Origin of the sequence: Salmonella sp. SAL03688 (genome assembly GCF_046551895.1) — a bacterium.
Taxonomy (GTDB): Bacteria; Pseudomonadota; Gammaproteobacteria; order Enterobacterales; family Enterobacteriaceae; genus Salmonella; species Salmonella enterica.
Genome location: NZ_JBGDVI010000006.1, coordinates 77,227 through 92,082 on the forward strand (window position 1 = coordinate 77,227; position 14,856 = coordinate 92,082).

Consider the following 14,856-nt stretch of genomic DNA (forward strand, 5'->3'; position numbering starts at 1 on the left):
GTGGGGAAGGATGAGAAGCTTCGACTAAGGTTCGATTCGAGCGCAGCGAGAAAGCGTTGCCGCAGGCAACGACCCGAAGGGCGAAGCGCGCAGCGCTGAGTAATCCTTCCCCCACCACCATCATGATCTTCAGAAAGCATCTAACCTTCATTCGACATCGGTTTGTCATAATTCTACCCATGTGGGGAAGGATGAGAAGCTTCGACTAAGGTTCGATTCGAGCGCAGCGAGAAAGCGTTGCCGCAGGCAACGACCCGAAGGGCGAAGCGCGCAGCGCTGAGTCATCCTTCCCCCACCACCATTACTTCATAAGGCACCAATTTCAAATCAATCAGCACTGCCCCGTATCCTTACCCCACAGGCAGACTGCGCTCCATGGCGCCATGGCTTATTGGCTATCTTATCAATACTTCTTCCTGGCAATCTTTTTCGCCTCCTTTGATTGGTTGATTTTTCGCCTGATGAGATCAAAGGCAGCATATGTCTCGCTAAGTTGATCTGGGGTGAGCGTTCCCTTGAGTCGGTTTCTTTCGGCAATGAGCGCTGAACAATCATCCTTAGATTTTTCCGTATATATACTTGCCATGTAATACCAAATATAGGCCTGCTTATTATCTTTAGGCACACCCTGGCGCCCATGAGCATAAATTTCCCCAAGCGCTGATTGTGCCGGAGTAAACCCCTGCTCTGCCGCTTTGAGGTACCACTTCAGCGCATTCCGGCTATTTTCAGGCACGCCTCTTCCCGTGCTATATGCTACGCCAAGCTGATATTGCGCTTTCGCAAAATCCTGTTTTGCTGCTTTTCGATACCATGCGATAGCCTGTCTGTCGCTTTGCGCGACGCCGCGACCAAATGCAGACATGATGCCCAGATGCGTTTGCGCAGCAGGCAGCCCCTGGCGAGCGGCTTTGCGATACCACGCCAGCGCCTGTTGGTAGTCCTGAGAAACGCCCTCACCCTGCATAAACATCACGCCGATCGCATCCTGCGCCTCGGCCAATCCTTGCGCTGCGGCTCTGCGATACCACTCCAGCGCCAGGTTGTGATCTTTCAATAAGTGATAACCGTTGTAATACCATACGCCAAAATTGTACTGTACCTTTGCCATCACGCGTTGCGCTGTTTTTCGATACCACGTCTGAGAGTGAACCCGGTCAGCGGGATGCGCTTTATCATAGAGCGCATTCAGCGGAATGTGGCCTGGCGTATAGCTGCTTGGTATACCTTCATTAAGCCAGTAAACTGCCTGACGATAATCCTGAGGCACGCCTTCACCATAAAAATAGGCAACGCCGAGATAAAGTTGCGCGGGGTAGTACATATTTTCCGCCGCTTTACGCATCAAGATCGCCGTTTGCTGATAATCCTGAGGGACGCCCTGACCGTGGGCGTACATTACTCCAAGCTTAAATTGTGCTGACGAAGCTGAACCCTGGCCGCGGACAACGCCCGCATCATTGGTTGGAGAGGCGGCTTTTCGATACCACTCCAGCGCTAGCTGGGTATTTTGGGGAAACCCATCGCCATACATATAGGCGTCACCGAGGATTTCTTGCGTACTACTATCCCCTAGTTCTGCCGCCTTGCGATACCACTCCAGCGCTTTTTGTCGACTAAGTGGAAAATTTTCACCATAGTTGTAATGATAGCCAAGGATAAAATAGGAAAAATCAGAACCTTGTTTACCCGCTTTCTCCAGCCATTTTATGGCTAGTTTATAATCAGGCTTAACATATCGCCCCTCCGCATACCAGCTTCCAAGCGCGAACTGCGCGCTTTCATCCCCTTGTTCCGCTTTTTGCTCTAATTCCTGAACGTACTGGCATTCTTCTGAGTCGGCGGGATAGCGCTCCTCGCAGACAGCAGCGTGAGCCATTTTTGAAATAAATATATTTAATATTATTATTTTGAAAATTGATGAAAAACGCATACAACTATCCTTATTGTCGTTTATGGCGTGATTATATGCTGCATCATCCTTTTTCTGCTTACAAAAAACTCGCACAGATGCTGAATAAACCCAAAAACAAAGAGTACGGATTCAGATGCCAGACATGGCAGATCCGCTGTAAACGAAACAAGGCGGCGGTCGATAAGGCATTTATGCCGCACTCCGGCAAACAGCCATAAAAAAACTCCGCCGAAGCGGAGTTTAGGGCATCGAGAGAAAATCAGTGACGCGCACGTACAATCTGGTATTTGCGGGTCAGATACTCGACCGGCACGCTCCAGATATGCACCAGGCGCGAGAATGGGAATAGCAGGAACAGCGTCATCCCCAGTACCAGGTGCATACGGAAGATAAAGGCCACACCGTCCAGATGTGCGGATGCGCCACCGTGGAAGGTCACAACTGACTGCGCCCACCCGACCAGCTTCATCATTTCACTCCCGTCCATATGCTGGGCGGAGAACGGAATGGTCAGCAGACCCAGCGCGCACTGAATCACCAGCAATGAGAGAATCAAAATATCTGCACCGGTAGTGGTGGCGCGGACACGTGGGCTGAACAGACGACGCTTGAGCAGTAAAATACCGCCAACCAGCGTCAGCACGCCGCAGGCGCCGCCGGCAATCATCGCCATCTTCTGCTTCACGTCGACCGGCAGAAAAGCTTCATACATCCAGTGCGGCGTTAACATGCCCAGGAAGTGACCGGCGAAAATACCCAGAATCCCAATGTGGAACAGGTTTGACGCCAGGTTCATTCCTTTGCGATCCAGCATCTGACTGGAAGCCGCCCGCCAGGTGTACTGGCCGTAGTCGTAACGTAACCAGCTACCGATCAGAAATACCGATCCGGCAATGTACGGGTAGATATCAAAGAAGAACATATTCAGGAAGTGCATTAGTGCTGTCCTCCGGTGGTGATATTCAGATATTGCGGCGCCACGGCCCCGGCAAAACGACGCTGGTGAGCGGAGATTTCCGACTCGCCACACCCTTGATCGGCGAAGAATTTCACCTGCTCTTCTTCCCAGACCGCATCCAACGCCTGCGGGGTATCATCACGTGCTTCATTCGCAATTTTTTCAGCCACTTTATCGCTGTCGATAACGGTATTCGCCAGTTTTAACAGCAGATCGAACAGCACCGCATAACGGCTGTCACGCTGTTGCAAACGTGCGCTGAGCAGCGCCAGAATCGGCGCGATATCCTGTAAACCCCCTAACGCTTCGCTTTTCGGCAATTGCGCAAGGTATTCCAGATACAGCGGCAGATGATCGGGAAGTTCGCGGCTGTCGAGCTGCAAACCGTGCTGCTCATACTGTGCCATCAGGTCAACCATCGCCTGACCGCGATCGCGGGATTCCCCGTGAACATGTTCAAACAGCAGCAGCGATGTGGCACGGCCACGGTCAAACAGTTCGCTATAAGCGGCCTGTACATCCAGCAGGTCCTGCGCGGTTAAATCGCGCAGGAAAACGCCCAGAGTCTGGGCATCCTCTTTATCCAGGTTCTCAGATGACGCGAGCGCATCGAACAACTCCTGCTGATGCTGCCACAGGGCAGCATCCGGGTACTCGAGCAGACGCGAAACAATGACGAGTTCAATCATGCGTGCGGCTCCGTTTTGCTGGTCACATCAACAGCGTCGATGCGGCGGCTGTTGAACAGATTGAATTTGGTATCAGACCCGTGGCAACCATCGCCGAAGGTAAAACCACAACCGCTTTTCTCCGGGAATGCGTCACGCGCCAGTTCACGATGGCTGCTTGGTACCACGAAGCGATCTTCATAGTTGGCAATTGCCAGGTAACGATACATTTCCTGCGCCTGGGCTTCGCTTAAACCCACCTCTTCCAGCGCGCGGGTATCCACTTTACCGTCTACGGTTTCCGCACGTTTGTAGTGACGCATCGCCAGCATCCGTTTCAGCGCCAACAGTACCGGCTGAGTGTCGCCAGCGGTCAACAGGTTCGCCAGGTACTGCACCGGGATACGCAGACTGTCTACATCCGGCAGAATACCGTTGCTGCCCAGTTCACCCGCGTCGGCGGCAGACTGAATCGGTGACAAAGGCGGCACGTACCAGACCATCGGCAGCGTGCGGTATTCCGGATGCAGCGGCAGCGCCAGCTTCCAGTCCATCGCCATTTTGTACACTGGCGATTGTTGCGCCGCATCGATCACGCTCTGCGGCACGCCGTCCTTCAGCGCCTGCTCAATGACAGCCGGATCGTTCGGATCGAGGAACACGTCCAGTTGACGCTGGTACAGATCTTTTTCGTTTTCCGTACTGGCGGCGCTTTCAATGGCATCGGCGTCATACAGCAGTACGCCAAGATAACGGATACGGCCCACGCAGGTTTCCGAGCAAACGGTCGGCTGACCGGCTTCGATACGCGGGTAGCAGAAGATGCACTTCTCGGACTTGCCGCTCTTCCAGTTGAAGTAAATTTTCTTGTACGGGCAACCGGTGATGCACATCCGCCAGCCGCGGCACTTGTCCTGGTCGATCAGCACGATGCCATCTTCTTCACGCTTGTAGATAGCACCGCTCGGGCAGGTCGCCACGCACGCCGGGTTGAGACAGTGCTCGCACAGGCGCGGCAGGTACATCATGAAGGTGTTTTCGAACTGGCCGTACATCGCCTTCTGCATGTTTTCGAAGTTCTGGTCTTTAGCGCGTTTTTCGAACTCGCCGCCCAGAATCTCTTCCCAGTTTGGCCCGCTGGTAATTTTGTCCATCCGCTGGCCGGTAATCAGCGAGCGTGGACGCGCGATCGGCTGATGTTTGCTTTCCGGCGCGGTATGCAGGTTCTGGTAGTCGTAATCAAACGGCTCGTAGTAGTCGTCGATACCCGGCAGATGCGGGTTAGCGAAGATTTTACCCAGCAGCAGCGCCCGGTTGCCCATGCGCGGCTGTAGTTTGCCGTTGATTTTGCGGATCCAGCCGCCTTTCCATTTTTCCTGATTTTCCCAGTCATTCGGAAAACCAACGCCAGGCTTACTTTCTACGTTGTTGAACCACGCGTATTCCATACCTTCGCGACTGGTCCAGACGTTTTTACAGGTCACTGAACAGGTATGACAGCCGATGCACTTATCGAGATTCAGCACCATGCCGACTTGTGAACGAATTTTCATTTTACGCTCTCCTGTACCTGGTCATTGCCTTCGCCATCCAACCAGTTAATGTTCTTCATCTTACGTACCACCACAAACTCATCGCGGTTGGAGCCGACGGTACCGTAGTAGTTAAAGCCGTAGGCTAACTGCGCATAGCCGCCGATCATATGGGTCGGTTTCGGCGTAATGCGCGTCACCGAGTTATGAATACCGCCGCGCTGCTGGGTAATTTCCGACCCCGGCAGGTTTACGATACGTTCCTGCGCGTGGTACATCATGGTCATGCCCGCCGGTACACGCTGGCTGACCACTGCGCGTGCGGTCAATGCGCCGTTGCTGTTGAAGACTTCGATCCAGTCGTTATCTTCAATGCCCAGATCTTTGGCGTCGGTTTCGCTCATCCATACAATCGGGCCGCCACGCGACAAGGTCAGCATCAACAGGTTATCGCTGTAGGTCGAGTGGATACCCCATTTCTGGTGCGGCGTCAGGAAGTTGAGCGCCTTCTCCGGATTACCGTTGGATTTACGCCCCATCACCGCTTTCACCGAGCGGGTGTCGATCGGTGGGCGATACACCAGCAGACTTTCGCCGAAGTCGCGCATCCACTGGTGATCCTGATACAACTGTTGGCGACCAGACAGCGTACGCCACGGGATCAGCTCGTGAACGTTGGTATAACCGGCGTTATAAGAAACGTGCTCATCTTCCAGACCAGACCAGGTCGGGCTGGAGATAATTTTGCGCGGCTGGGCCTGAATATCGCGGAAGCGGATTTTCTCTTCTTCTTTATTGGTCGCCAGATGCGTATGGTCGCGACCGGTAAACTCGCTCAGCGCCGCCCAGGCTTTCACCGCCACCTGACCGTTGGTTTCCGGCGCTAACGTCAGGATCATTTCTGCCGCGTCAATCGCCGTGTTGAGCATCGGCTGGCCTTTCGCCGGACCGTCCGCTTTGGTGTAATTGAGCTTACGCAGCAAGTCCATTTCGCTTTGCGTGTTCCAGGCAATCCCTTTCCCGCCGTTGCCGATTTTCTCCATCAGCGGGCCGATAGAGGTAAAGCGTTCGTAAGTCGCCGGGTAATCGCGCTCGACGGTCATGATGTGCGGCGCGGTTTTCCCTGGAATCAGATCGCATTCGCCTTTTTTCCAGTCTTTCACGTCCAGCGGCTGCGCCAGTTCAGCGGCAGAATCGTGCTGGATCGGCAACGTCACGACGTCAGTCTCTTTACCCAGGTGGCCTACACAGACTTCGGAGAATTTCTTCGCAATGCCTTTGTAGATTTCCCAGTCGCTTTTCGATTCCCAGGCCGGATCTACGGCGGCAGACAGCGGATGAATAAACGGATGCATATCCGAGGTATTCATATCGTCTTTTTCATACCAGGTGGCGGTCGGCAGTACGATATCGGAGTACAGGCAGGTGCTCGACAGGCGGAAGTCCAGCGTCACCACCAGATCCAGTTTGCCGTCCAGGCCATTGTCACGCCACTCCACTTCTTCCGGCTTCACACCGCCCTGTTTCCCCAGATCCAGCCCCTGAATACCATGCTCAGTACCCAGCAGATATTTCAGCATGTACTCATGGCCCTTACCGGAAGACCCAAGCAGGTTAGAACGCCAGATGAACAGGTTACGCGGGTGGTTTTTACCGTTTTCCGGCTGCTCGGCGGCAAAGCGAATCGAACCCTCTTTCAGGGATTTGACGGTATAATCTACCGGCGTCATACCGGCTTTTTCCGCTTCACGCGCAATGTACAGCGGGTTAGTGCCTAACTGCGGTGCCGACGGCAACCAGCCCATACGTTCGGCGCGCACATTGAAGTCAATCAGATGGCCGCTATAGCGGGATTTGTCCGCCATCGGCGACAGTAATTCCTCGGCGGTCACCGTCTCGTAGCGCCACTGGCTGGAGTGGTTATAGAAGTAAGAGGTGCTATTCATGTGACGCGCCGGACGCTGCCAGTCAAGGGCAAACGCCAGCGGCTGCCAGCCGGTTTGCGGGCGCAGTTTTTCCTGGCCGACGTAGTGCGCCCAGCCGCCGCCGCTCTGACCAACGCAACCACAGAACACCAACATATTGATCAGCCCGCGATAGTTCATATCGAGGTGATACCAGTGGTTCAGACCGGCGCCAACGATAATCATTGAACGCCCGTGCGTTTTGTCCGCGTTATCGGCGAACTCCCGTGCGATACGGATGATCTGCGCCCGCGGCACGCCGGTGATCTGCTCGGCCCATGCTGGCGTATATGCTTTGGTATCATCATAACTGGCGGCACAATTTTCATCGTTCAGGCCGCGTTCCAGACCATAGTTCGCCATGGTCAGGTCATACACGGTGGTGACTAACGCGGTAGAACCATCGGCCAGTTGCAGACGTTTAACCGGCAATTTGTGCAGCAGGACGTTATCCAGCGCCACATGATTAAAGTACTCTGAACCTTCGCCGCCGAAATACGGGAAGCCCACGTCAGCAATCTCATCCTGGCTGCCCAGCAAGCTGAGCTGCAATTCAGTTTCTGCACCGGTAGTCCCGTCGCGCTGTTCGAGGTTCCATTTGCCTTTTTCGCCCCAGCGGAAACCAATTGAACCGTTTGGCGCCACCATTTCACCGTTGCTGTTAATGGCGACGGTTTTCCATTCCGGGTTATTTTCCTGCCCCAGCGAATCAACGAGATCGGCAGCGCGCAGCATACGACCTGCGGCATAATAACCATCACGCTCTTCAAGCATCACCAGCATTGGCATGTCGGTATAGCGACGGACATAATCGCTGAAGTACTGGCGCGGGTTGTCGAGGTGGAATTCGCGCAGCATGACGTGGCCCATCGCCAGCGCCATCGCCGCATCGGTCCCCTGCTTCGGCGCCAGCCACAGATCGCACAGTTTGGCGATTTCGGCATAGTCCGGCGTCACCGCGACGGTTTTAGTGCCTTTGTAACGTACTTCGGTAAAGAAGTGGGCATCCGGCGTACGGGTTTGCGGCACGTTAGAGCCCCAGGCGATAATATAGCTGGAGTTGTACCAGTCAGCGGATTCCGGCACGTCGGTCTGCTCGCCCCAAGTTTGCGGGGAGGCTGGCGGCAGGTCGCAGTACCAGTCGTAGAAGCTCAGGCAGGTACCGCCAATCAGTGAAAGATAACGTGCGCCGGAAGCGTAGGAGACCATCGACATCGCCGGGATGGGTGAGAAGCCCGCGACGCGGTCAGGGCCATAGGTTTTCACTGTGTACACGTTGGAAGCGGCGATCAGCTCGTTCACTTCCTGCCATGAGGAGCGAACAAAGCCGCCACGACCTCGCGCCTGTTTGAAGCTTTTGGCTTTATCGGCATCTTCAATGATGGAGGCCCATGCCTCTACCGGATCGCGATGCAGTTTTTTCGCCTCGCGCCACATCTTCATCAGACGTTTGCGCATCAGCGGATATTTCAGTCGGTTAGCGCTGTAGAGATACCAGGAGTAACTTGCCCCGCGCGGGCAGCCGCGAGGTTCATGGTTTGGCATATCAGGACGGGTGCGCGGGTAATCGGTTTGCTGTGTTTCCCAGGTCACCAGACCATTTTTGACATAAATTTTCCAGCTACAAGAACCGGTGCAGTTCACCCCATGGGTTGAGCGCACAATTTTGTCATGCTGCCAACGTTGGCGGTATCCGTCCTCCCAGTCCCGGTTTGTTTCGAGAAGCTGGCCGTGCCCATCGGCAAAGGTTTCGCCCTTCTGCTTGAAGTAGCGAAACCGGTCCAGGAATTTACTCATCGGGTTTCTCCTGTGTGGAACCTTACGGCTCTCTGATAAATCGACATTGCTTAACTAAGGGCGAAGGTAACGCGCTGAATGGGCGTGAGAATTGATAACGATCAAGGCTGACAGGGATGCAAATGGCGCGCAAACCTCCTGCATACTCCTTTTGGAGGATGAGTTTTATTTATATATATTACTGATTTAATTACATAAAATTAAATTTACGCACGATATGAATGTTAAATTTTCAACAAGTGGGTATTAAGGGGTATCCCCCTGGATGACCGATAAAGATGAGCGTGGTCAGCCCTGTCGAGCCTCTCTTTTTGACTATAAGTATGTTGTAACTAAATGCAGGTAAAAAAAAGCGCGGTCTAACGCCGCGCAAAGGATAATCAAAAGTTACTTTTTATTTTTAGAATGACGTCCATATACCGCCCAGGTAATAACGACGCAGGCGATATAGAAAATAAGAAAGACCTTCATCGCGCCGACTGGCGAACCGGTTAATGCTAAAGATGAACCAAACGCTTTCGGAATAAAAAAGCCGCCAATCGCGCCAATCGCGGAAATAAAGCCCAGCGCCGCCGCCGTATCGGTCGCCGCTTCACGCATGGCTCTTTCGTCCGACCCGCCTTCCGCTTTAACCCGGTCCATCGTCAGTTTACGGAAGATAACGGAGATCATCTGGAAGGTAGAACCACTCCCCAGCCCAGCCGTCAGGAACAGCGCCAGAAATACCCCGTAGAACGCGATAAAGCTACCGCCAACGCCGCCAGTAGGTAATGTCAGGAACAGCAGACCGCTGAAAATCGCCATCAGGACAAAGTTGATAAGCGTGACGCGAGTCCCCCCCAGACGGTCAGAAATTGCGCCGCCTGCCGAACGCGCCAGCGCGCCGATAAACGGACCGAAAAACGCATAATGCAGGATTTGCACATCCGGGAATTGCGTTTTAGACAGCATAGCGAACCCCGCGGAGAAACCGATAAACGATCCGAAGGTCGCCAGATACAGCAGACTCATGATCCACAGATGACCACGTTTGAGCACCGGCAGTTGCTCTTTTAGCGAGGCCTTAGACGTCGCCAGTTCGTTCATGCCGAACCACGCCGCCAGCGTAAAAATGGCCAGGAAAGGCACCCAAATCCAGGCTGCGTTCGCCAGATAGAGCTGAGAACCGTCCGGCTGCTCTACACCGTGGCTGCCAAAGGCGGCAAAGATAGAGAGCGAAACCACCAGCGGCGCAACCAGCTGCATCACGCTCACGCCCATATTGCCCAGACCACCGTTCAGACCCAGCGCGCCGCCCTGCTTTTGTTTAGGAAAGAAAAAGCTGATGTTCGCCATACTGGAGGCAAAGTTCGCGCCGGCAAAACCACACAGCAAGGAAATAATAATGAAAGTGCTAAATGGCGTACTGGTATCCTGAACGGCAAAGCCTAACCATACGCAAGGCACGATGAGGATACCGGTACTGAACGCTGTCCAGCGACGTCCGCCAAATAGCGGCACCATAAAGGAGTAAGGCACCCGTAGCAGCGCGCCGGAAACAGATGGCAGCGCAGTCAACATAAAGAGCTGATCGGTCGTAAAATTAAATCCCACTTTCGGCAGATTTACCGCCACTGCGCTAAATAGCATCCAGACGCAAAACGCCAGCAGTAAACACGGGACAGAAATCCACAAATTACGGCTGGCGACACGATGGCCGCGCTGCTGCCAGAACGCCGGATCTTCCGGACGCCATTCCGTGATAACAGCGCCAGTTGCCCTTTCCGGGGCGGATGAGTGACTCATAGACACCTCTGATTCTTGATTTGATGTCTGCCACATTAGGGTTTACTGCCGAAGGTAAGTTGATATAAATCAAAGGAAAAGTCGTCATCACCGGCGACTAAAAAGCGTTATTATCCTTAATGAGTAGGCTATTTTGGTAAAAAAGCTGTGGTTTTTCACCATGCTGTGTCTGTCTACTCCTTCCCGTCGCAGATACCTCTCTACGGCGGCAATTAAGGAGTAACTCGTTATAGGTATGGGTATACTCCGCTGTATCGTTGAGAATAGCGGCACAGCCGATTGACGCCCCTCTTTTTTGCTACGTTTTTTCGGCGACATTACCCCGAAGAAAGAAGGTAACATGTTTAAACGGTGTTTCTCTCCTCTTACGCTGGTTAACCAACTGGCGCTGATTGTCATGCTCTCTACCGCTATCGGCGTGGCGGGGATGGCGGTTTCCGGCTGGCTGGTTCAGGGCGTACAGGGTAGCGCTCATGCGATTAATAAAGCGGGCTCATTGCGTATGCAAAGCTATCGACTACTGGCCGCTGTCCCGCTGGATGCTAAAGATCAAAAGCTGCTGGATGAGATGGAGCAAACGGCATTCAGCCCGGAACTGACCCGCGCCGCTGAGCGAGACGGGCAGCAAAAGCAGCTTAAAGCGTTGCAGGATTACTGGCATAACGAACTCTCGCCAGGACTACAGCACGCGCAAAACGCGCACGCGGTCGCAGAAGATGTCACGCGCTTTGTGGCGGGCCTGGATCGCCTGGTGACGTCGTTCGACCATACTACTGAATTGCGTATCGAACGCGTGGTATTAGTTCACCGGGTAATGGCGATCTTTATGGCGCTATTGCTGGTATTTACGATTATCTGGCTACGTGTTCGCCTTTTGCAGCCCTGGAAACAGTTATTATCAATGGCGCGCGCCGTCAGTCAGCGCGACTTTACCCAACGTGCCAATATCAGTGGACGCAATGAGATGGCCGCGTTGGGTTCTGCGCTCAATAATATGTCTGAAGAACTGGCCGAAAGTTATGCGGTACTGGAACAGCGCGTACAGGAAAAAACAGCCGGTCTGGAACATAAAAACCAGATTCTCTCGTTTTTGTGGCAAGCCAACCGCCGACTGCATTCACAGGCTCCGCTATGTGAGCGTCTTTCACCGGTACTGAATGGCCTGCAAAATTTAACCCAGTTGCATGATATTGAGCTGCGAGTCTATGACCTGGAAGATGAAGATAATCACCAGGAATTTACCTGTCAGTCGGACATCAGTTGCGATGATAAAGGCTGCCACCTTTGCCCACGTAGCGCCCTGCCGATGATTAACGGCGGCACCACCTTAAAATGGCGGCTCACCGACTCTCACACCCAATACGGTATTTTGCTGGCGACGCTGCCCTATGGACGCCATCTCAGCCACGATCAGCAACAGTTGGTGGACACGCTGGTTGAACAGCTTACCGCGACTCTGGCGCTCGACAGGCATCAGGAGCGCCAGCAGCAGTTGATTGTCATGGAAGAGCGTGCCACCATTGCCCGCGAACTGCATGATTCTATTGCCCAGTCGCTCTCTTGTATGAAGATGCAGGTGAGCTGCCTGCAAATGCAGGGCGACGTGTTACCGGAAAGCAGCCGTGAGTTACTCAGCCAAATTCGCAATGAGCTAAACTGCTCCTGGGCGCAACTGCGCGAACTGTTAACCACTTTCCGATTACAGTTGACGGAACCCGGGCTACGTCCGGCGCTGGAGGCAAGCTGCCAGGAGTTCAGCGCCCGGTTTGGCTTTACGGTAAAACTGGATTATCAGCTTCCCCCCCGCCTGGTGCCTTCACACCAGGCGATACACCTGTTGCAAATTGCCAGGGAAGCCCTCAGCAACGCCCTTAAACACTCTCATGCCGACGATGTGGTGGTGACAGTGACGCAATGTGGCAAACAGGTCAAACTAAAAGTGCAGGATAATGGCTGCGGCGTCCCGGAAAACGCCGAACGCAGTAATCACTACGGCATGATCATCATGCGCGATCGGGCGCAAAGTTTGCGCGGCGATTGCCAGGTACGCCGACGCGAGACTGGCGGAACAGAGGTCACTGTTACTTTTATTCCAGAAACAAACTTCACAGAAACCCAGGGAGATACCCATGAATAATCAGGAACCGGCAACCATCCTGTTAATTGACGACCATCCGATGCTACGCACGGGTGTAAAGCAGCTTGTGAGTATGGCGCCCGATATCAGCGTGGTCGGAGAAGCCAGCAACGGTGAGCAGGGTATTGACCTGGCGGAATCGCTCGATCCCGATCTGATCCTCCTTGATTTGAATATGCCGGGAATGAATGGTCTCGAAACGCTGGATAAATTACGCGAAAAAGCGCTGTCAGGACGTATTGTCGTTTTCAGCGTATCCAACCATGAAGAAGATGTCGTCACGGCGCTAAAGCGCGGCGCGGACGGTTATCTGTTGAAAGACATGGAGCCGGAGGACTTGCTCAAAGCGTTACAACAGGCCGCCGCCGGCGAAATGGTATTAAGTGAAGCGTTAACGCCGGTACTGGCGGCCAGCCTGCGGGCCAACCGCGCCACCACCGATCGCGATGTAACGCAACTCACCCCGCGTGAGCGCGATATTCTGAAGCTCATCGCGCAGGGATTGCCGAATAAGATGATTGCCCGACGTCTGGATATCACCGAAAGTACGGTCAAAGTGCACGTGAAACATATGCTCAAGAAAATGAAGCTGAAATCGCGCGTGGAGGCCGCCGTCTGGGTACATCAGGAACGCATCTTTTAATTATTGCTCCTGGAACGGTTGCCAATGCGGATTATCGTCCGGCATCGTGATAAACGGTTCAGTCAGCGCGAGCGTGATCTCATTGGAAGAGACACGCTGACCTTTTTCATCTTCAACCACCACCGATAAACGCCAGCGATTTGCCGCGCCTTCGCGGTGATCCCAGGCCGGCATAATGATTGTCCAGCCCTCGGTACTGCGGGTGTCCGTTCCTGCCGTCAAACTTAATGCCTGTGTATCGCCCTGCCAGCTCAAATGACGAATACCGTGCACGCTGCGCACCTGCAATTTTAACGCAACCGTCTCACCAGGCGTAAGATCCCAGGGCGGCGTCGCCAGAAAAACCGTTAACGTTTTACGCTGCCGATACTCCATTGTCGGCAGCGAGTTACGTTGCGGCGTATCATAGCGGCTACCGCGTAATGACTGGCTTTGCGCCACTTCACTGGCGGCAAGCTGCTTTTTGAGCGGCACGCCGAAGCGGTAGTTCAGCGTCAGTCCCAGGTTATTCTGACTGACCCCGCTCTCGCCCTGTTTGTGCTGGGCGGTCACGGTAAGCAAAGGTACTGGCGTATAGTTGAGACCCAGTTTTAACGCGACAGGATTGTGATACCCCGTTCCGGAGTCAAACAGATCCACGCTATCGCCAAAGTACTGCTCCAGACTAACGCTGGTATTGATATGCTGGTAAAACGGCAGCCGCACTTGCGCGTTGATATCATATCCGCGCGCCATTCGCTGTTCTAAGGTCGCCGTATGCGTCTGCCAGTCGGCAAAAGGCTGATAATAGTTGGCGGATAAACGCAAATATTCTCCCCACGCCTCCGCGCCAAAGCCGGCGCGCTGCAGATTTTCATCCAGCAGATTATCGTAAAAGGTATTATAGCCAAGAAGCCAGCCATCCTGCGCCCAGCGCTGTCCTATGCCAACGTTGCTTACCAGTCCGTCAGTCTGTTGCGTAAGACCAAGCTGGCTCCAGGTCAGATAGCGCTGTTTATCCTGTAAAGGGATAAACCAGCTTCCGCGACTGCCGTTAAAATGACCTTCGTTATCGACGTTAATATCCACGCTGGCGCTGCCCCAGGCTGATAGCCAGCTTTCAAGCTGCTGGTTAACCTGCTCGCTGACCACATCGCGTACCTGTCCGAAAGCGAATTGCCGCGCCTGTTCACCGGTATCCAGATCGTTATTTTTCATGCTGGCTTCGCCAAACGCTTTGGCCATCTCGGCAAAATGCTTTTCCCCTTCGTGGGATTCCGGCATCATGCCTAAATCCGGCAGACGGTTTTGCGTGAAAGGGTCTTGCGCCTGCGCATGGATCGTACCGCTGGCAGCCAGCAAGAGAAGCGAGAGTGAGAATGAACGAAAAACAATACGGCTCAACGTGTCGGCAACTTCTACAACAAAAGATAAGAGGAATGGCATCAGAGTAAACCATAACGTGTCCGGACAGGTTT

General features: G+C 53.8%; 9 protein-coding genes and 2 other RNA genes. 4 read left to right on the top strand and 7 right to left on the bottom strand.

Features of this window, described 5'->3' with window-relative positions; all coding sequences use genetic code 11:
• Window positions 1–120, top strand: a non-coding RNA gene (locus tag ACLJR2_RS08200) — RtT sRNA.
• Between the two features lie 50 nt (window positions 121–170).
• A non-coding RNA gene (locus ACLJR2_RS08205) (RtT sRNA) lies at window positions 171–301 on the top strand.
• Window positions 302–403: 102 nt separating this feature from the next.
• Here ACLJR2_RS08205 and ACLJR2_RS08210 read toward each other — a convergent pair.
• The 6 genes from ACLJR2_RS08210 to narK form a co-directional block, all read right to left on the bottom strand.
• Entirely contained in the window at window positions 404–1,933 is a 1,530-nt protein-coding gene (locus ACLJR2_RS08210; RefSeq protein ID WP_001212708.1) for a tetratricopeptide repeat protein, read from the bottom strand.
• 241 nt (window positions 1,934–2,174) lie between these two features.
• Window positions 2,175–2,852, bottom strand: a complete 678-nt coding sequence (gene narI, locus ACLJR2_RS08215) for a respiratory nitrate reductase subunit gamma (RefSeq protein WP_000545594.1) — start codon at window positions 2,850–2,852, stop codon at window positions 2,175–2,177.
• Window positions 2,852–3,562 carry a nitrate reductase molybdenum cofactor assembly chaperone gene (gene narJ, locus ACLJR2_RS08220; protein WP_000571667.1) on the bottom strand — a complete coding sequence of 237 codons (711 nt, stop codon included), beginning with the start codon at window positions 3,560–3,562 and terminating at the stop codon, window positions 2,852–2,854. Before narJ ends, narI begins: the two co-directional genes overlap by 1 nt.
• Complete coding sequence (narH, locus tag ACLJR2_RS08225; RefSeq protein WP_000702629.1) at window positions 3,559–5,094, bottom strand: nitrate reductase subunit beta; 1,536 nt, start codon at window positions 5,092–5,094, stop codon at window positions 3,559–3,561. Before narH ends, narJ begins: the two co-directional genes overlap by 4 nt.
• The gene (locus tag ACLJR2_RS08230) at window positions 5,091–8,834 is read right to left on the bottom strand and encodes a nitrate reductase subunit alpha (protein ID WP_000032871.1); all 3,744 of its coding nucleotides are present in this window, start codon (window positions 8,832–8,834) and stop codon (window positions 5,091–5,093) included. Before ACLJR2_RS08230 ends, narH begins: the two co-directional genes overlap by 4 nt.
• Window positions 8,835–9,221: 387 nt before the next feature.
• Window positions 9,222–10,619: a nitrate transporter NarK gene (gene narK, locus ACLJR2_RS08235; protein WP_000019848.1), complete on the bottom strand. Its 1,398-nt coding sequence runs from the start codon at window positions 10,617–10,619 to the stop codon at window positions 9,222–9,224.
• 340 nt (window positions 10,620–10,959) lie between these two features.
• On the opposite strand from narK, the gene narX reads away from it, so the two are divergent.
• Both narX and narL read left to right on the top strand, forming a co-directional pair.
• On the top strand, window positions 10,960–12,756 hold the full coding sequence (narX, locus tag ACLJR2_RS08240) for a nitrate/nitrite two-component system sensor histidine kinase NarX (RefSeq protein WP_000476244.1): 1,797 nt from the start codon (window positions 10,960–10,962) through the stop codon (window positions 12,754–12,756).
• Window positions 12,749–13,399 (top strand): two-component system response regulator NarL, encoded by a 651-nt coding sequence (narL, locus tag ACLJR2_RS08245; RefSeq protein WP_001064598.1) that lies wholly within the window; start codon window positions 12,749–12,751, stop codon window positions 13,397–13,399. The genes narX and narL overlap by 8 nt, the downstream gene beginning before the upstream one ends.
• Here the strand turns inward: narL and ACLJR2_RS08250 are convergent, their stop codons facing one another.
• Window positions 13,400–14,824: a YchO/YchP family invasin gene (locus ACLJR2_RS08250; RefSeq protein WP_001116346.1), complete on the bottom strand. Its 1,425-nt coding sequence runs from the start codon at window positions 14,822–14,824 to the stop codon at window positions 13,400–13,402.
• Window positions 14,825–14,856: the final 32 nt, after the last annotated feature.